Annotated in this window: 14 protein-coding genes; 5 read left to right on the forward strand and 9 right to left on the reverse strand. The window is 47.6% G+C overall.

Annotated elements, in window-relative coordinates; genetic code table 11:
- Positions 1-133: 133 nt before the first annotated feature.
- The gene (locus G3M70_05285; GenBank protein ID QPJ61334.1) at positions 134-2,806 is read right to left on the reverse strand and encodes a PAS domain S-box protein; all 2,673 of its coding nucleotides are present in this window, start codon (positions 2,804-2,806) and stop codon (positions 134-136) included.
- Positions 2,807-3,087: 281 nt separating this feature from the next.
- Between G3M70_05285 and G3M70_05290 the strand changes: the two genes are divergently transcribed.
- Positions 3,088-4,047: a hypothetical protein gene (locus G3M70_05290; protein QPJ61335.1), complete on the forward strand. Its 960-nt coding sequence runs from the start codon at positions 3,088-3,090 to the stop codon at positions 4,045-4,047.
- A 66-nt stretch (positions 4,048-4,113) separates the two neighbouring features.
- On the forward strand, positions 4,114-4,965 hold the full coding sequence (locus G3M70_05295) for a cytochrome c (protein ID QPJ61336.1): 852 nt from the start codon (positions 4,114-4,116) through the stop codon (positions 4,963-4,965).
- A 97-nt stretch (positions 4,966-5,062) separates the two neighbouring features.
- Here G3M70_05295 and G3M70_05300 read toward each other — a convergent pair whose 3' ends face one another.
- The 6 genes from G3M70_05300 to G3M70_05325 form a co-directional block, all read right to left on the reverse strand.
- Positions 5,063-5,293, reverse strand: coding sequence for a hypothetical protein (locus G3M70_05300; protein QPJ61337.1), 231 nt, complete (start codon positions 5,291-5,293; stop codon positions 5,063-5,065).
- A gap of 88 nt (positions 5,294-5,381) precedes the next feature.
- Positions 5,382-6,146, reverse strand: coding sequence for an SDR family oxidoreductase (locus G3M70_05305; protein QPJ63717.1), 765 nt, complete (start codon positions 6,144-6,146; stop codon positions 5,382-5,384).
- Between the two features lie 35 nt (positions 6,147-6,181).
- Positions 6,182-6,607, reverse strand: coding sequence for a beta-hydroxyacyl-ACP dehydratase (locus G3M70_05310; GenBank protein QPJ61338.1), 426 nt, complete (start codon positions 6,605-6,607; stop codon positions 6,182-6,184).
- A gap of 3 nt (positions 6,608-6,610) precedes the next feature.
- Positions 6,611-7,354, reverse strand: a complete 744-nt coding sequence (locus G3M70_05315) for an SDR family oxidoreductase (protein QPJ63718.1) — start codon at positions 7,352-7,354, stop codon at positions 6,611-6,613.
- A 540-nt stretch (positions 7,355-7,894) separates the two neighbouring features.
- Positions 7,895-9,343, reverse strand: coding sequence for an NAD(P)/FAD-dependent oxidoreductase (locus tag G3M70_05320; protein QPJ61339.1), 1,449 nt, complete (start codon positions 9,341-9,343; stop codon positions 7,895-7,897).
- Entirely contained in the window at positions 9,336-10,760 is a 1,425-nt protein-coding gene (locus G3M70_05325) for an NAD(P)/FAD-dependent oxidoreductase (GenBank protein ID QPJ61340.1), read from the reverse strand. The genes G3M70_05320 and G3M70_05325 overlap by 8 nt, the downstream gene beginning before the upstream one ends.
- A 510-nt stretch (positions 10,761-11,270) precedes the next feature.
- On the opposite strand from G3M70_05325, the gene G3M70_05330 reads away from it, so the two are divergent.
- From G3M70_05330 to G3M70_05340, 3 genes are all read left to right on the forward strand, one after another.
- Entirely contained in the window at positions 11,271-15,176 is a 3,906-nt protein-coding gene (locus G3M70_05330) for a hypothetical protein (protein ID QPJ61341.1), read from the forward strand.
- A 310-nt stretch (positions 15,177-15,486) separates the two neighbouring features.
- Positions 15,487-16,068 carry a TetR/AcrR family transcriptional regulator gene (locus G3M70_05335; GenBank protein ID QPJ61342.1) on the forward strand — a complete coding sequence of 194 codons (582 nt, stop codon included), beginning with the start codon at positions 15,487-15,489 and terminating at the stop codon, positions 16,066-16,068.
- Between the two features lie 699 nt (positions 16,069-16,767).
- A complete protein-coding gene (locus G3M70_05340) occupies positions 16,768-17,085 on the forward strand; it encodes a hypothetical protein (GenBank protein ID QPJ61343.1) in 318 nt (105 codons plus the stop codon).
- Between the two features lie 825 nt (positions 17,086-17,910).
- Here G3M70_05340 and G3M70_05345 read toward each other — a convergent pair.
- Together G3M70_05345 and arsC are read right to left on the reverse strand one after the other, a co-directional pair.
- Entirely contained in the window at positions 17,911-18,270 is a 360-nt protein-coding gene (locus G3M70_05345; GenBank protein QPJ61344.1) for a hypothetical protein, read from the reverse strand.
- Positions 18,271-18,320: 50 nt separating this feature from the next.
- The gene (gene arsC / locus G3M70_05350; protein ID QPJ61345.1) at positions 18,321-18,668 is read right to left on the reverse strand and encodes an arsenate reductase (glutaredoxin); all 348 of its coding nucleotides are present in this window, start codon (positions 18,666-18,668) and stop codon (positions 18,321-18,323) included.
- Between the last annotated feature and the right edge of the window lie 181 nt (positions 18,669-18,849).

Consider the following 18,849-nt stretch of genomic DNA (forward strand, 5'->3'; position numbering starts at 1 on the left):
AGAGAAAATGATTGTAATTTCGTCTTTTTGATTTTTTAGTTATATGAAATATCGTACAGCGAATACGGTCTGTTTCTTCTGGTCGATATAAAGGGGTGAGTTCTGAGGGGATCAGGTTTCTTCTTACGAGGTATTAATGCCCGTTGATCTGCTTTTCAGGAAGGACAATTATGAAGCGGCTACCCAGGTTTTTTTTACTTTCGGCTGTGATCATGCCTCGATGCAGCGTCACAATTTTTTCACACACTGCGAGACCCATTCCGCTGCCTTCATATTCTTCCTGCCGATGAAGTCGACGGAAGGGTTGAAAAATACGATCCAGGTATTTTTCATCAAATCCTATCCCTTCGTCCTCCACAACAATAGCCCAGGATCCATCGATTCTTTTTTCTGCTCTTATCTGAACTTGAGGAGGAATTCCAGGTTTATGAAATTTCAAGGCATTCCCGATCAGATTTTGAAATAATTGTCTTATCTGAAACGGGCTGGCTTCAATCTCGGGGAGGTCGGCTACATTCACCTGAGCCCTGGTTTTTTCGATCTGGATATCCAGTGTAGACAGAACATCATGAATTTCCTCATCAATTTTTACCTTGCGAAAATCTTGACGGGTTGATGTGGTTTTTGAGTATTCCAACAAATCCACTATCAGTTGCTGCATTCTTCCAATGGAGGTTACGATCCTGTCCAGATAATCCCGACCCTTTTCATCCATCCGACTGGCATTGGTCATGGTCAGACGATCCGCCAGGGTCACCACTTTTCTCAACGGTTCCTGTAAATCGTGAGTAGCGACCCCGGTAAAATTTCTAAGCTCTGTATTGATTTTTTCCAGGTCCTGGGCGTACTGCCTGAGATCCTGTTCTGATTGTAGATAATCTGAAATGTTGCGAAAGGTCACCACCGCCCCGACAATTTTTTTGTCTTCCCAAATGGGCTTTCCAATGTATTCAACTGGAAAAGTATTGCCATCCCGTCTGCGGAAAAATTTCTGGCTGACTTGCCGGACTATTCCCTCCCGATAAACCTGATAGATCGGGTTATCCTCCAATGTACAAGGCACTCCATCATCATGAACAGGCTGCATAATGAGATGCTGGGGTTTTCCAATCATCTCCTCCGGCCTAAAGCCAAGTATTTTTGCCCCTGCAGGATTGATAAAAGTAATCAACCCCTCGATATCAACGCCGAAAATACCCTCTCCCGCTGCATTCAGAATCAACTGATTTTTGGAATTGAGTTGTTCCAATTGTTCCAAAGCCCGTTTTCTTTCTGTGATATCCCGGATAAGGCCTATATATTGCGACTCATCGTTCATATGCATAGTACTGAGTGTGAGTTCAACCGGAAATGAAACTCCATTTTTTTTCACTGCAACGAGTTCTCTGGCACGGATGAATGTTTCTTCCTGCTGGGTTTGGATGATATCTTTCAAATTAAATACTGGGTCCTCCAGATTATTCTGTGGAATGATATTCAAAATGTTCATTCTCACCAGTCGGCCAGGATCGAAACCAAACATTGCTTCTGCAGCCGGGTTCACCGTCTGGATTTCCCCTTCTGGATTAAATGTAATGATCGCTTCTACTGCATTGTTCACGATCGCCCGGTATTCCTCTTCGCGCTCCTTTAAGGCTTTTAAAGTTGATCTTTCTTTTTCTTCGGTACGGGATTGGCTGATACGCAGCATAAATGCAATACAACTCATCAGGCCCAGAAGCAAAAATACTTTAAACAAAACAGACCGCAAGGCGATGAGGGGCGCAAACGCTTCCTCCACCTCTTGCTCAACCGCAAGCCCCATGTTTAAATCCTCAAGCCAAACCCAGGCCCCAATCACTGATATCCCAACGTAGTTGAGATATCCCTTTGTGTTGACCCCTGCCCCTTTCTGCAGTGCATTCGCTGCCATTTCAGTAAACCCCGGTGGCTTTCCCTCTTCCTTTTGATTGTCAACAGAGTTTGCCGCTTTGGCTGGTTCCAAAAGTTGCACATTCAGGATTGGGGTGCTTTCCGAACTTGTTGATGCAAGCCCCAATTTTCGTATCTGGTCAAGATACCTCGGAGCAGACAGGAGATACCCTCTTGAATTAAAAGTAAACGTCTCCCCGGTCGAACCCAGTCGACTGATTTCCAGTACACGAGTAAAGGATTGTTCAGGTCGAAGCCGAAATGCAAGGACACCAGCGACTTTCCCGGAATCATTCAGCAGGGGTGTGGAAACAAACATCGTTGGCCAATTTGTCCGTAAAACTTCGTTTTTATCCGGCAAAGGGATTTCACCTTTGAACGGAACGCTGACTACAGTCTCTCCATTCAATGAACGCTGGACAAAATCAGACCTTGTGATCAAATCTTTTTGGCCGATTGGATCGTTCAACAAGGCACCCACCTGCATTCCCTCCTTATCGAATATCACAAAACCCACCATATCGAATTCGTTGACGACAGGTTTTAAAATTTTTCTCAGGAAGGTCAATTCTTCTGCCTTTAGCAGGGCTTCCTTTTGATAACGCATATCTTTAGCACTTGCTATCAAACTAAGAATATTTTTTCTGACCTGGTATTGTTCCGCCCAGGACCTTGCAAATCGTTTCTGATTTTCGCACCAGAGACGGATGGATTCCTGGCTTGAATGCAAGGTCGTGAGAAGCTGGGATTCCAGTAACTGCCGCATTTCATTCTGGGTCACCATGTGGCCCCAAAATCCTATTGCCAGAAGGAAAAAAAATGTGAAAAATCCCAGGGTGACATAAGGCGTTCCAGATTTTGCCTGTCTTTCAATAAAACCGTTTGGATTTTTCATATTCAAAGTCATTTTTAAAACAAGGTGTTTTTGCAATAAATTTTTTTGGATAACATAAAATGAAGCCAGGTAATATGCTAGGCTTGTGTTTGGGATAAATTTTTTTATTCAAGAGGGACAACAAGAAGCTTGATACCTACATTTCATCCCGGGCTCACATTGTTTAAATGCTTGATTTCAATTGTAGCCTAAGTTTAAAAATACTGTTTTTCAAGAAAGACTTTTAGTATTTCTATTTTCACAGGTGACAACCCATCAAAAACCGTATTGTTAAAATCGTTTTGGCCCTGGCCGGTGGAGGAGCCGCCTTCACCCTGGCGTCCTGGCTGGTCATCAATTTTGCCTGGGGAATCCTGCCGGAATTTGTTTTAAACCTGGCTCGGGACCCTTCCCTGCTTGAACAACCGGAAGCCAAACAATGCGGGGATTGCCATAAAGCCATTTACGAGGCCTGGCAAAAGAGCCGCCACTCTCAGGCCTGGATCAGTAAAACCTACATCAAGGCTTCAGAAGACAGGACCAAGGAAAAGTGCCTGAATTGCCACATCCCGATCGAAGTCCGACCTGGGAAAAAACCCGACCCCCGTCTCAATCAACGCGATGAAGGTATTTTTTGTGTTTCCTGTCATGTAAAAGATGGCGCTATGCATGGTCCGCACGATCTCCTGGCACCGCCTCATCCAACCCGGCAGGATCAGGAGTATAACGGCTCAAAATTCTGCGGTTCCTGCCATGAAAAAACGTTTAAACAATGGCAACTGACGGAGGAACGAGACACCTGCCAGTCCTGCCACATGCCGCGGACACGCAAACGTTTAACTCAGAAACCTCCATTGAGTTGGCTTCATCTGGAAAAATGGGTAGGGGACCACCGTTTTCTTCATGGTGAGTTTGAACCGGGTACCCCGGCTGTTCAATTTACTTTTACAAAAAACCATGCAGTCGTCACTTTGGAAAACAATACCATCCCGCACGATGTGCCCACTGCAGACAATGGTGACCCTCGGTTGTTTCTTGAAGTCACGTTAATTGACCAAAATGGCGAACAGTGGGACCGTATCCGGGAAATTCTTGCGCCCCAGCAGGAAACGGCCCTGGCTTACAAAAGTAAAAGGGTATTTCGCTACCGTGTGCCGGATTCAGTTACGGAAGCCCGTCTGAACCTGCGCTACCAGCCAGCCTGGGCCAAGGAAAGAGAAGCTATTTATTCCTACACGTTTTTAAGAAAGGAAACTGATTGATTCTGATAATGGATCAATTATAAACTAGCTTTTAGTTTGCCATTTTCATCCTATTTGGAGAGAACAATGAATCCTATGAAACAAATATTATCCGCTAGCTTCGCAATCTGTCTGCTTCTATTGGCAGGTAGTATTCAGGCCAAAGATCTGGTAGTAAAAGAACCGCCAAAATCAATGGACAAACTTTACCCTCCGCAATCCAAAGAGCCTAAATGGATTCAACAGATGCACAAATTATCTGGAAGTTTCGGCGGTGTGTTCGTCAACATGAAGGAAAAGGACTGGGAGAACGCCGACAAAAAAGCCGATGTTTTTCTGGAAGCCTACGGCGAGGCCGCCAAGATGATTCCAGAATGGAAAGATTATTTTGATATGGACGCAGCGAAAGCTTTCACGGAAGCGGTCAAAACTCATGATCCAGCAAAAATCGGGAAAGCTTCCGGCGGAGTGGGCAAAACCTGCGGCAAATGTCATCACGAACAAACCGTAGCCGTCTGGACCCGTTACCACTGGCCCAAGGTCGAGCACATGAAGATCACCGACCCGGTAAGTGAAAAAGAAATGGAATACGGCAAATACATGAAGACGCTGGCGGGCTCTTTCCGTGCGACGACTGTTAACTTTGGTGAAGGCCAGTATGCACGCGCTGCTAAATCCGCCAGGGCTCTTGAAAAACAGTTCACCGAATTAAAGTCAACCTGTTCGAAGTGCCACGTTACGGATAACGTTAAACTGTTTTTTGTAGGCGACGAAACCAAAGCCGCTTTGCAGGCTATGCGCAAGGAACTCGATGCCGACAAACCCAATCCAGGCACCTTCTGGAAAAACGTAGGCATCCTCGGCAAACAGGGTTGCAAGAAGTGCCACCTCACCCACCGTTCTTACGCCATCATTCAGGAAATGTGGGAAGAAAAATAAATTTTTTAAGAGAGTAAAAAAAAGCCCCGCCGGTTATTTCGCCGGTGGGGCTTTTTAATTTAAACTATTTGGAATTGTTCTCTAAAACTTTTCTGCTCTAAAAAACGGAATCACGGTCAATCTGATCCATCCTGATATCGTATTCTTTTCTGTCAATCTTCTTCGCATCAAAGTCTTCCTGAACCCTGTCTTTCATTCTTTTCAGGTGATATTCATATGACCCGGCACCGACAGCCGCACCGGCAGCGCCACTTAAGGCATTTCCCGTTGAGCAACCGGTCACTCCGACCATCACTATTAACAAACTCGCTGCAACAATTTTTCTCATCCGCATGCTCCTCCAAAGGTGATTGCACTTGGATCCAGATTACCCAGATTTCAATCAAATGACAAACAACTTCCGTTTTTTTATTTACTTATTCAGGGCGCTGAGCCTTGCGTACAATATCTTTGTCAAAATAATTTACGGACATGCCGGCATCCATCACAATCCCCTGTGCATTGATACCAGACGATCTTGGCGATAACAAATAGACTGCCGTGTTGGCGACTTCTTCTGTCTGCAATGCTTTCTTGCGCAGGGTCAACTGTTCGGCGTGCAGGTAGGAATCGATATAGCCGGGGATTCCGGCGGATGCGGACGACTTCAACAGTCCCGCGTTCACGGAATTAAACCGCACCTGGCTGAACTGGGAAAATGATTTTGCGAGGAAACATAATGAAGAATGCAGCGCCGCTTTCGCCGGCCCCATGTATCCGTAGTTCTCGGCGGCCATACGTGTCGTCGAAATACCGATAGTGACAACAGAGGCATTGTTATCCAGCATATCCTTGAACGCATTGACGGTATGGATCAACGAATAACAGGTGATGTCGACTGACTGCAGAAAATCCTGCTTGCCGGTTTCGTGGAAAGGCTTCAACCCTTCACCGTAATTCGCAAATGCAATCGAATGCACGATACCGTGCACCGTGTCCGTTACCTTGCCCACCTCTTCGCGCAGTCGCGCGATTTCTTCTTCCTTTTCAACATCGCACACAAACACCGGTGCATCGCCGACCAGCGCCTGCACGCTTTCTTTGCGCGCCTCGGTACGCACGCTGTAAATGACGTTGGCTTTTTCCTGCTGAAGATTTTTCCCGATATGGAACGCAACGCTCTTTTTATTGGCAACGCCCATGACCAGAATGGTCTTGCCCTCGAGGTCGAGCCAGCTCACCGTTCACGCTCCATCACCGCCACGGTAAAATCCACCGTGAGTGCGGTCTTCCCCGCCACCTGCACCTTGCCCTTGAGATAAAACGCAGGGCCGACGTGCTCTTTATAATCGACGGTCATGTCGAGTACGTCACCGGGATAAACGGCGTGTTTGAGTTTAACTCCCTGGACCCGTGACAACACCGGCACCTTACCGTCTGAGTCAGTACCGCGTTTGGCCATCAGTAAGGCACCCGATTGAAACACGGCTTCGCAAATCAAAACACCGGGCATGATGGGGTAGTCAGGATAGTGGCCTTTGAAGCAGGGTTCGTCCGGACTTACAGTGCGCCGGGTAACAATCTGGTCGCCGGTGAAGGCTACGATTTCATCGACGAATAAAAATGGGGGGCGATGCGGTATGAGTTCTAGAATTTCGTCCATCGATCAAAGTCCGCCGGTGACTTCCAATACGGTGCCGGTGATGTAAGAGGCTTCCTTGCTGGCAAGATACAGAACGGAGCTTGCGACTTCCTCGACTTCACCAAATCGTTTCATCGGTACCAGGTTAAGGTACAACTCCACACGTTCTTCCGGCAGGTCCGCAATCAAATCGGTTCCGATGAATCCCGGAGACACACAATTGACGGTGATCTTCCGACGCGCCGTTTCCTTGGAAAGTGAAGCGGCGAAGGCGATCTGCCCGGCCTTCGAAGCAGCGTAATTACCCTGCCCCGGCATACCAAAGCGGGCCACCGGAGAGGTGATGTTCACGATACGACCATATCGTTTACGCGCCATGTTCTGCACGGCAAACTTGCTCATGTAAAAAGTACCGGTCAGGTTGGTGTCGATCACCGACTGCCATTCCTCCTGCGCCATCATGCCGACAATCTGGTCACGGCGAATACCGGAATTGTTTATCAGCACCTGGATCACACCCAGCTCTTCCCCGATCCATTTGAACAATTCTTCGACTGCGGCGTAATCGGTCACGTCACATTGTTTGACAATCAAACGATCGGCGTGTTCCTGGTTGGCTTCTTCAAAAGCTTTTGCCGCTTCGGTATTGCCCTGGAAAGTGACAAGAACACGGGCACCGGATTTTAAAAATGCCTCAGCGATGGCCCGGCCAATTCCCCGGGTACCGCCGGTGACAATAACTGTCTGGTCGTTAAAATCAAACTGGATCAATGAAGTACCTCATTTAAGCGTTGGGAGCCATTTAATTTTTTAATTAAGTGAAAGTCTAAGGGCAGGACCCATTTGTACTGGGTTGACTGGAAAAAATTCAGATTTCTGGTCTGTTTTTTCTTCACCTTTAACAAAGAAAGCTTTGCGTAAGTACTAATCAAAGTCCAGTGCGAGATTCTTCTTCGCCTGACGGCTCATCAGAATGACATGCGATGGGGGTTGCTTTTTTTATACCGTCCAACTAATCAATGTCATTTAAATTAAAAAGCAGAACCGTATACTGAGTTAGCCAAAGAGCTCGGGACAAACTCCGTGGAGCGAAGAATGACAGGAATGATACCATCTAAAGTCTGCGGTTTAAAAAAACCGCAAAACACAGCACGTCATTCTGAACGCAGTGTAACGGAGTGAAGAATCTCGCCCTGGACCTTGGTTTTAGAGTTACGCAAAGCTCTTTTTAAAAAGAGCAGCCATTGAGTTTGCCGTAAACTATTCCCCGCATAAGCTAAAAGGTTTGAGTTGCCCGTGCGGCTATCACTAGACGTTGGCCGTCTCGAGTTTTTCTTTCGGCTGACGCACCGAGCGCAGGAACTTGTCGACTTCATTGGCCACGATCACCCCATAGTTTGCGGCACCCAGCCAGCCGGACATGATGATCCCCACCGACCCGGCGTGGAACAGGCCTGCGATCTGTTTCGGCAAATCCTTGCTGACCTTCAGCCCCTCAAACTTGGTGCCGAAGGAAACTCCGCCAGGATGCATTGTATAACGCTGAAAAGTGGTCGGTGTGGAGGCTTCGATGTGATCAATTTTTTTCCGGACATCGGGAACATATTTTTCAAGACAGTCCAGCGTTTCTTCGATCAACTCTTCTTTTTTACTGATGTAGTCTTCTTCGCTCAAATGCGCCCAATCCTTGTAACGCGCATTGGTCGAAGACACGATGGCGTACTGGTTAAGGCCGGGACGCGTTTCCGGATAGTAAAAGGAAAACGTTCGGCTTCTGGTTTTGGGTTCGAGCAGCGATTCTGAGGTGAACTGGTCTTCTTCCGAGGTGAACAGGAGGTCACCAACATTGGGAATGGTCTCGCCTTTTTTGATTCCCATGTAGACCTGGCAACTGCTGTCGTTCAGCCGGACTTTTTTGACTTCATCAAGAAAGGTTGGCGAAAAATGTTCATGTCCCGCCAGTTTGTTTATGGTTGAGAGAATGTTCGAATTCGAAAGGACCGCTTCGGAAAATATTTTGCGGCCATTCACCCTCACCCCTTTAACCTGTTTATCTTCAATCAAAATCTTGTCGACCAGACAGTGGTTGCGCACATCCACGCCATTCTTCTTCAATTCCTTTTTCATCTTCTTGATGAGCTGGTCGGTGCCGCCTTTAAAGGTATAAACACCCTTGTCCATGAAATTTGAAAATACAATGCCGTAAGTGATGGCGGGATCGTTCAGGGTGGAACCGTTGGCGTAGGTGATCGGTTCCATGAGCAGACGGTGGATGTCGTTTCGACCCGGAAAAAACTTTTCGAACAGATCGCGGGTGGTCATCGACAGGTCGTCGAAAAAGTTCATGTTGCGCGCGGTCTGGAAAAACTCGTCGACGGTTTCCTTGAGCACGCCAAAACGCTCGCGCATGAGTCGCGTGAAATCTTCTTTATCGAAGGAGGTACCGAAGGAAAACTGGGGATTGTCGAACCGGATGTTTTTGAGGCGGACGATTGAATCGGCCACTTCACGACTCCAGTATTTGCGGCAGGTTTTGATCATGCCGATCGGGAAACCGTGCAGGGAGATATCCAGAATATGTCCCCCCTTGCGTTTGAACCAGGTCGCAAGTCCCCCGAAATTATAATGATGTTCCAGAATCAAAACCCGGTGGCCACATTTTGCCAACAAGTTAGCCGCTGTCATCCCGCCAAGTCCGCTACCAATGATGATGGTATCGTAAGCGGAATGGACTCCCTTCAACCAGTTCTTAGCCATGCACCTCTCCTGCTTGCTTGATTGTCGAGCGGTCGGCCTGCAACACATGCCGGTTAGCTATTGAAATACCGCTCAATGTCGCTCCAATGATACCCAAAAACCCTTGATCTGTCCCGCAAATAAAGAGGTTGCGGAGCGGCGAACAGCCGTCCTTCACCTTTTGCGGCGACCCGTAAACCGCGCCATTGAGATGGCCGGTGTATTTATGAATGGTTTTTGGCGTGAAAGTGTCCAAAAATACCACATTTTGACGGAATTCCGGGAAAAATTTGAGCAATTCGTCAACCGAACGCTCCCTTTCCGCCTTTTTGGCCGCTCGATAATCAGAGCGGGGCAACTCATCCCACCTGGCAAAACTGGCCTGGTTGGTTAGGCGCAAAATGCCTTCTGACAAGGGCTCCGGATACTGGAAATTGTTCGGGGCGCACAGAACGCCGGACGTGACATCCGCCAGCTCGTCTGGCACCCGGTAATGGAATCGGTCCGACGTGCAGAAAAAAACGATGCTCTTGTCGAACCCCAGATCCTTCGGCTCACGGTCGAGCACGAAGATGGATTCCGTGAACGACATGCGCCCTACCGGGTGATCGTCCGCCGAGGTTTCTTTCGGCTGGCAAAGGTTCAGCGTCTCAACGTATCCAGCAGAAGAGATCACCGAATCGGCTTCCAGCGTTTCTCCGTTATCCAGTTCGACCGATTGCAGTTCGCCATCATCAGAATGCAAGGCCGCAACCGGGGCACCCATGCGCAGCTCGCCACCCAGGGTTTCAAATTTTTCGCGCAGCAGGTTCAATATATAGGGCATGCCGCCGATGGGTTTGGCGAAGCCTTCCATGAACACGCTCTTGAACATGATGACGAACTGGTAGAAATCCATGTCGCCTTCCGATGCGTTGCCGTAATACATGAGGGGACAGAAGATCATGTCGATCAGCACAGGATCGGTGATGCAGGACTCGATCACATCGCGGGAATAGACTTTTTTGTTGTCGTCGAGATTGAGTTCGTCGAAATCACGGATGAGGGTGACCAGTTTGCGGAAACCGTCTATTTGAGAGGGGAACTCGCGCGCCACTTCTTCTTCCAGGACTTGAAAATCGTTGGTGAACGACAGGGATCGTTCCGGGAAACGGATTTCGGACGTGCCCTGCTCGCACAGGCGGAAATCGTCGTGCTTGATGCGGAGTTGTTTGAGCAGCTTACCCAGCGGGGAAGTGCGCACGCCTTTGGGGGAAAAGTTGGTCATGGCGTGCAGACCGACATCGAACACGCGGCCCTTGCGCGCGTAGAACGAGTTGAGTCCGCCGATCTCCACGTGTTTTTCCAGGATGACCGTTTTCTTGTCGAACATAGCGAGCCGAATCCCCGCCGCCAGCCCGGAAAGCCCCGCCCCAATAATAATCGCATCGTATTTCATAAAATGATTGTAAGGGAGAGCCTATTGAAGGGCAAGTGGTGGAACTATTGCAAAATCAAAGTGTGACAACCAGAGGAATTTCCCGTCACCTCTCCCGCAAAAATATCAGGCTCATATTCATTACGGTTTCTCTAAAGAATACAATTTGGTGCTATTGGACTTAAGACTGGACATCCGCCAGTATATTATATGGGAATTATGGATACGGTGACTGTCCGGAGCAGGTAAATGAAATCCAGATATGAATACTTCCATGACTGTAACAGTTGAAATTTTAATAGAGTCTTTGCCATTTCTTGACTTTTTTAATCCCAATTTTATTCATATTAGGCATCATGCAACCTTTCTAAAAAAGAGGGAGACAACCTTGGACTAATAACTTCTCGATAAATCACGCACCAAGCCATAAAATATGGAACATTATTCATTTCTTCCCTTATTTTTTGAATGTCTGACTTTTATATTCCTAGAAAATTGTATTGCGGTGATCAAATCGTAAGAGACATTGATTTGGTTGAAAAAATTGGTGTTTTCATAGTACTCGCAGAACCCGGTGCTGGCAAAACCGACTTGCTGAACTATTTTGGTCGAGCCCACAAGGTTCTATGTGAATCAGCAAGCCTGTTCATACACGCTCCAGAATCTACTCAATCCATACTCATCATTGATGCTCTCGACGAATTAGCGCGCATAAACGAAGAAAAGATCACCGAGATCATCTTTAAGGCTCAAACCTCCGGTGCTCACAAAGTTATACTCGCAAGTCGCTCCTATGTGTGGGACGAAGCGCGGACAAAAGTCGTTCAAGATTGCTTCCGAATCAAACCCACGATCTTACGTCTCGAGCCTTTCGATAGTGATGAACAACGTCAGCTTTTCCTGCATCACCTGCCAAATGAGGATTTTGATTCTTTTTGTTCTGAAGTTGAGCGTTTCGAACTCACCCCAATTCTCGGAAACCCACAATTTCTTCTCCTTCTTGCCGAAGCCTATGTGCAAAGCGGCCAACGTTTTACTTCGAAGCGACAAATCTATGCCGATGCTATACGTAGGCTTGCAAGCGAGAGTGAGCAAACAGCTGGAATGCAGGGCCGTCCTCAGACGGACAAGATTGTAGCCGTGGCCGGTGAAGTCTTCGCCAAGTTACTTCTTTCTGGAGCCACAGGTGTTTCTGCGATAGAACAAATCGGCGATGACGCTTATCCCTACCTCCAGAGTGTCGGTCCAGACGATGGCATTCTTACCTTCGCACTCAATACTCGCCTTTTTAGACCGACCGTGTCCGTCAACAGGCACGAGCCAATTCACCGTATTGTTGCTGAATATTGTGCAGCAGACTATTTAGTGAAGATTATCGAAGACCCAACAAATATCTTTTCGATCAAGCGCTGTCTCGCCGTCATTGCACCGAATGGGGCCGTGCGAAACGAATTGCGTGGATTGCTTGGCTGGATGGCATCATTGGGCGGTCCTTTGATCCAGGAATCTGTTCTCGACCTGGATCCCTACGCAGTCTTCGCCAACGGTGATCCCTCTCAACTCCTGCCTTCTTCGAAACAGCGGCTGCTAAAGAGCCTCGAGTCACTCGCAAGTATCGACCCATACTTCAGGCGCATGGATTCTTGGAGACGATTTAGTGTTGCCGGATTCTTTTCAGAAGACATTATTGAAGACGTTCGCCCCCTTCTAGCCCCAGCATTCTCCAAGTCCCATTTAAGAGGCTTGCTTTTAGAGCTAATCCAAGGAGCTGACGCAGTTGTTAGCCTTCAAAACGAGCTTCGAGCAATCATGTATGATCCAAATACTGGATTTAATGAAAGAAAACAGGCTTACCAAAAACTCGATTCAATACCGGAAAATTATGACATCCCTGATTTTGACTTGCTTATCGGGCAGGCCTCCAAAGACTCTCTTAGAATTGCTTCAGAGATGGTTTCAAAGAAAGGGTGTAATCACTTTGGAATGACTAGAGTCCGGCAATTAATAAAGGAATTAGCGAAGCTCTATCCTAACGATCACGCGAGCAGGCGCATAATCGGTTCTCGTTATTTCATCAAACAGTTTTTAACAACACTCGACCTCAACGAAGTACTGTATCTTCTAAATGAGATTACAAGTGGCATAATCTGCACCTGCGGAAAAGAGAAGCCGTATCAGTGCACATGTCGTATAGGAATCAGTAAAATCGCTGGCCATCTTTTGGACAGGTACTTCGAACTAATGGTAGGCCCTCATGACCCACACCAAATTTTGAAATGGGTACAACTACTTATTTTTCGAAATCAAATCGATGCGGAATATAGCGCATCAGTTCAAGCCTTGCGTTCCAATAGCGGTTTACGACGCGCAATACATATAGGTGCGTTTGACGGTCTTTCTACTCAGGAAGATATCAATGCCGCTAGGATGGAATTTCTTATGAGGTATAGGCATTCCGGCCTCATCATACAGGTAGGCGATATCCGAGCAATAGTGGATCATGCAATGGTGACTAGAAACAATCCACTCTGGGAATACTTCATTGAGGCTCATAACCCATATGCTGAACCTGGAGGGGTTAACGAGCTTAGGGCACACATGAGAGCGCAGGCCCGTCAGTCAGCAGTCTTACTTCAAATATGGGCCCGTGTAGAACGAGATCGTCGCAATCATTTACGTCAACAGCGGGGCAAATTTGGCCGATCAAATAAGAGTTATGAAAAAAAAGAAGAAGAGATTAGAGAGAAAAATTTCGAGCGCCTACAGCAAGACCGAATACTAATCGAAGCTGGACAACACTGGGGATGGCTAAAAGTCTTTGCGGGTCAGTATCTTCACGAGCCCGATAAAATAGAAGATATCGTTGATGATCCGCAGACCTTAGAAAAAGCCCTGTTGAACTGTTTTGATTTTCTAGCGCCCCACATACCAACCTTAGAAAAGCTATCGGAGCAACGGGGTACAGCCATCCCCATGGTCTTGCAGGCAGCATGCCTTGCAACATTCCGCCACAAAGGGGTGTTGGAGGATATCCCCTTCAATATCTTGCGGGCCGTCAAAGCCGATGGGGTTGGCGGAGACGGATATCAAGAAGGTGAAATAGAAAGATTTGAAGCAGAGCTAGACAGATTGATTTTCCCCTCGGATGCAGAAGCAATAACCTTTGCAAGAAGATATATAGAACCACAGCTAACGCGCACAGAAGATGGCTATATGGGGACCTACATCATTGATCACGGCACCACATTCGGTTCCGTCAAAGGGAAACTTGCTTTAGAATGGTTAACACGCTATCCAGAGATGCCATCTACCGCACGTGAGCAGCTATTTGGCATAGCCGCAGCCCACGCAGACAGGGCAAAACTGAACGACCTCATTGATGCTCGCTGTAATGATCCCATCGATAGTTCCGAAGCCGGGGAGAAACGCAGACAGTTCTGGCTTCTACGCCACTTCTTCTTTATCGCTCCAACCTCCGACACTCTGTGGACAGAATTTAGTACAGACCCTAAATCCATTTTTCCTATCGAAAATTATGCTGGGCGAATGTCGAGGCATGATAACGAGGGTTGGCCACATCTAAACGCAGAACAGATTTATCGCGTTTTAGATGCTTTCACAACCTCATGGCCTAAAGTTGACCTGCCTAGTTCTTGGGGACCAGGAGATCCTGACAATGAAAAGGCCTATCGCTTCTTAAGAGATATTATCTATCAGATCGGGGAAGATGCTCCTTCAATTTCCATCCCTGTCTTCGACAGAATATTGTCCGATTCCCGCTTTTCGCACTTTCACAACGAAATTAAAAGCCAGAAAGCAGAGGCCGTCAAGCAGCTTGCTCATATAGACTACAAACCTCCTCGCCCAGCCGAAATTTCCAAGCTCTTGGATGAAAGCAAGATTGCGTCCGTGGAAGACATGAGAGCCCTGTTGATTGAACTATTAGATGAATATCAGGATCGCCTGAATGGGGCCGCAACCAACCCGGTGGAAGTTTTTTATTCTGGTGATGAGCGTGTTGATGAAAATACAGCGCGAGACCGCATTGTAGAAAAGCTTGAAGAACGATTGAATGCGCTGCATCTTGGAATTGTTGTTGAACATCAAATGCGGGATGCTAAGCGTTGCGATTTTACAGCATCAACATCAATCTACGGCTCTCAAGCAATACTAGTTACTGAAGTAAAAGGACAATGGAATAGAGAGCTCTACACCGCAGCATCGGCTCAATTAGCGGAACGTTACATGATTTACCCTGGTGCAGCAGATCAAGGCGTGTATTTAGTATTGTGGTTTGGTGGCGATGAGAAAATCGCTGGTAAAAAAAACCAATCCATCACTTCGGCAAACGAGCTTCGCCAAGAAATTATTGCCAGCTTACCGGAAAGCCTTTTGGGCCGAATTGACGTTTATGTTTTGGACGTCTCAAGACAGTAAAATACAAATGGAAAAAACCTTAGCGCAAAGCAAAAATTGCTCAGAATACCTATGATATCCTTCGGATATTACCAGAGCGTCCACAACAAACCTTTTTCTGCCGCCAATTCATCTCCCTACTAAATAGCTCGCTCTTATTTCCTTCTTTCCTGGATTATCTATTCCCGATCGGTATTCTCTTATTAAAGGGTTAAACGACTCTCCCCTGGCCAATTCTTCAAAATGCCCCTTACAAGCACTTTCTGTTGTTGACAAGTTTAGCTTCAGTTGCTAACATACCGACTGGTCGGTTTTTTTTGGATAAATGATTATGAGCAAGAAAGAACAAATTCTCTGTGCGGCGCAGTGCCTCATGCTGGAAAAGGGCTTCGTCGCCACCACGGTGGACGATATCTGCCAGGCGGCGGGGGTCACCAAGGGCAGCTTCTTCCATTACTTCAAGGATAAGGAAGCGATGGGGCGGGAAGCTTTGACCGATTTCGCCCAATGCACTAACGATGCGTTGTGCTGCGCTTTGCCGGAAAATGAAACCGACCCGCTCAAGCGTGTCTACAACGTGGTCGACGCGGCGATCAAGCTCACCAGAAAAAAGGAAATCAACGGCTGCCTGGTGGGCATGTTCTCGCAGGAGCTCTCGCAAACGCATCCGGCCATCCGCAAGATCTGCGAACGGCTGTTCGACGCGCAAATCGCCAGCCTGGAAAAGGATCTGTCTGCGGCGAAAACGAAATACGCACCCAAGGCCAAATTCAAACCGAAGGAGCTCTCCGAATATTTCCTGGCGACCGTTCAGGGGTCCATGCTGGTGAGCAAGGCGAAAAAGGACAACAGCGTGATGGAACGCAGTCTTAAACAGTACCGGAATTACCTGAAAACCCTGTACGGTAAATGATTTTTTTTAGGCCGGAAAACATACCAACTGGTTGGTTTCTAAAAAAGGAGGCCGCACTTCGACAGGTTCAAGAACCGCTATTAGCGCTCTTGAATGTGACATATTAAATCAAAGAACTGTCATTCTGAGCGAAGCGAAGAATCTCGCCTTTGCCTTTGGTTTTAGAGTTATGCAAAAGGTCTCCTTGTAAGGGGAGGGTGCGGGAGGGGTCCCACTTGGCGGTGGGGCCAAATAGCTCAACCATTTTGTGCTCCAAAAGTTTCAAGAGCGCATTGCCAAGTGTTTCCCGTTTACCGTGCGGTGAGCACCTCCCCCATACCCCTCCTTTTTTATTCAAGAACGCGAACAGCGTTTCTTGAAAGGGGGATATTGAAATTAGAAAAACCTGGAGGGACGCATTTTAGGTGAGGGCTTTGTTCTTTTAAATAATTTAGTTTTAGTACTACGTCATTGCGAATGAAATGAAGCAATCCAGCCGGGCTACGCTCTGGATCTACCCCTGCGGGGCACGAAAGCTAAGGAAAAATATCTTGGCCACGCTCCTTTTAGTCGCTCGCGATGACAGGTCCTAGATCGCTGCAAAAGAGAAAATCTCTCTTTTCCATTGGTTTTAGACCTAAGCAAAGCTTTTCTTATTTACCAGAGAAACATCTTCTGACGTTTTTCTGAATTTAATGACTAACCATAAGGAGAACTGAAATGACTGATTGTACCGACACCAACACCTGCGCCACCAATGAAGAATGCTGCCAGGTTGAAAAATCCCTGGGCGAAGCCTGTTGCCCGGTAGAAAGCACCATACAGATGGGCAACAAGGCGTTCTTCCAGGCGATGAAGGAAGTGCACGTTGAAAGTCTGAAGGAAAAAATCAAGGCTCAGTGGGGCAGCAAGATTGACCAGAAATCGGACGCCATTGTGAAAGCGATGGGGACCCATTGGGAATCGATTCTGGCGCAAGGCAAGGCGCAGAAGGAACTGCGCGACGAGTTCACGAAGATCATGTTCCCCGCCGCCTAGGCCTCGCCGGACGGGCAACGAGAATCTAAGTTGCTTGCGATGGGAATTTTCCCGCTCGCTTGCATTATTGTTCGTGGAGAGCATGTTCTCCGCCTAGTCCTCGCCGGACGGGCAACGAGAATCTAAGTTGCTTGCGATGGGAATTTTCCCGCTCGCTTGCATTATTGTTCGTGGAGAGCATGTTCTCCGCCTAGTCCTCGCCGGACGGGCAACGAGAATCTAAGTTGCTTGCGATGGGAATTTTCCCGCTCGCTTGCATTATTGTTCGTGGAGAGCATGTTCTCCGCCTAGTCCTCGCCGGACGGGCAACGAGAATCTAAGTTGCTTGCGATGGGAATTTTCCCGCTCGCTTGCATTATTTTTCGTGGAGAGCATGTTCTCCGTCTAGTCCTCGCCGGACGGGCAACGCAAAACCAGGAAGGGCAACAGAGATTTCCATTGGTTGCCAACAATGGATGAGGCGGGTGTGGTGGAACAGGCAGACACCGCATCCGCTTTTTCTTTTGACGCGGTATTCCCCTTCTACGAAGCAGGACTTTGCATAAGTTGAATTTGTTGGACAAAATGTGCGTCATTGCGAGGAGCGATAGCGACGAAGCAATCCAGATCTCTGGATCTACCCCTTCGGGGCACGAAAGCTTAGGAAAAATACCTTGGCCACGCTCCCTCTGGTCGCTCGCGATGACGGGCTTTTGGCCACCATTCCTATCAGACTAATCTGCTTTTATTTTAGACCTATGCAAAGACCTTCTTTCCAAGGGGGGGGGCAGGCCAAATACCCAACAATGGAATAATTTTTGGAATGTAAATAAAGAACGAAAATTTTTATTTAGAAAAGGCGTTTTTATTCACCGGTTCCGGCTTGGGGAGTTGGTCGCTTATCGGATTGTTGAGGCTTTCCTGATGTGCGGCGCCTTTGACAATACCCGACACCAGTTTTTCCGGCCAGCCGGCTTTCCGTTCCGGAAGAGGTGGGGGGGCCGGGGGGAGTCCGCCCTGCCGGGATGACTGGGTTTGTGCCTCTTCAGCTTTTTCCCGCGCCTGCATCTTCTCAACTTCCTGCAGACTCATGAACAGAGTCGATGGCGGCGCTTGCTTTGCAGACGCATCAGCAGACACAACTTCACCTGCCCAGGCAGGGGATGTAAAAAGCATTAGTGCCATGAATGGAATGGTGAATTTCATAATTTTATTCTACCACCTGAAAAGCCGCCGGAACAAAATTTAACATCCTATTAAAGGATATCCAACACCTGCTCCGGGGGGCGGCCCAGCGCGGCTTTGCCGTTGGCGATTACAATCGGGCGTTCGATTAATTTCGGGTGCTGGACCATCATCGAGATCAATTCATCCTCTGATAAGGATGGATTGTCGAGACCGAGTTCTTTATATTCATCCTCTTTCTTGCGCATCAAATCCCTTGGTGCCAACCCCAGCTGACCCAGTATTTCCTTCAGCTTTTCCGCCGATGGCGGTTCTTTCAGGTATTCAATGATGGTCGGTGTGATGTTCTGATCGCCCAGCAATTCCAGGGTCTGGCGCGATTTGCTGCATTTCGGATTGTGATAAATAGTCACGGACATGGCATTACTTTTATTAAAAGGTTAATAGACGTTTGGAAGATTCCGCGAACAGCGAAAGCTTTTACTGACTGCTTCTGCAAAGATTGTAATGGACGTTTTGAACAAACGAAAGTCTGTATTGATCAAAAATTATTTTCTACAGACATTTCAATACGAAGCGATAATCCACCTGCGCGTTTTG

The organism is Candidatus Nitronauta litoralis (genome assembly GCA_015698285.1).
Classification (GTDB): Bacteria; Nitrospinota; Nitrospinia; order Nitrospinales; family Nitrospinaceae; genus Nitronauta; species Nitronauta litoralis.

Bases quoted from the DNA above. Each gene is read 5' to 3' on its own strand.
- G3M70_05285 (QPJ61334.1), bottom strand. From the start codon at position 2,806: ATGAAAAATCCAAACGGTTTTATTGAAAGACAGGCAAAATCTGGAACG.
- G3M70_05345 (QPJ61344.1), bottom strand. From the start codon at position 18,270: ATGAAATTCACCATTCCATTCATGGCACTAATGCTTTTTACATCCCCT.
- G3M70_05325 (QPJ61340.1), bottom strand. From the start codon at position 10,760: ATGAAATACGATGCGATTATTATTGGGGCGGGGCTTTCCGGGCTGGCG.
- G3M70_05310 (QPJ61338.1), bottom strand. From the start codon at position 6,607: ATGGACGAAATTCTAGAACTCATACCGCATCGCCCCCCATTTTTATTC.
- G3M70_05335 (QPJ61342.1), top strand. From the start codon at position 15,487: ATGAGCAAGAAAGAACAAATTCTCTGTGCGGCGCAGTGCCTCATGCTG.
- G3M70_05300 (QPJ61337.1), bottom strand. From the start codon at position 5,293: ATGAGAAAAATTGTTGCAGCGAGTTTGTTAATAGTGATGGTCGGAGTG.
- arsC (QPJ61345.1), bottom strand. From the start codon at position 18,668: ATGTCCGTGACTATTTATCACAATCCGAAATGCAGCAAATCGCGCCAG.
- G3M70_05295 (QPJ61336.1), top strand. From the start codon at position 4,114: ATGAATCCTATGAAACAAATATTATCCGCTAGCTTCGCAATCTGTCTG.
- G3M70_05305 (QPJ63717.1), bottom strand. From the start codon at position 6,146: ATGGGCGTTGCCAATAAAAAGAGCGTTGCGTTCCATATCGGGAAAAAT.
- G3M70_05340 (QPJ61343.1), top strand. From the start codon at position 16,768: ATGACTGATTGTACCGACACCAACACCTGCGCCACCAATGAAGAATGC.
- G3M70_05320 (QPJ61339.1), bottom strand. From the start codon at position 9,343: ATGGCTAAGAACTGGTTGAAGGGAGTCCATTCCGCTTACGATACCATC.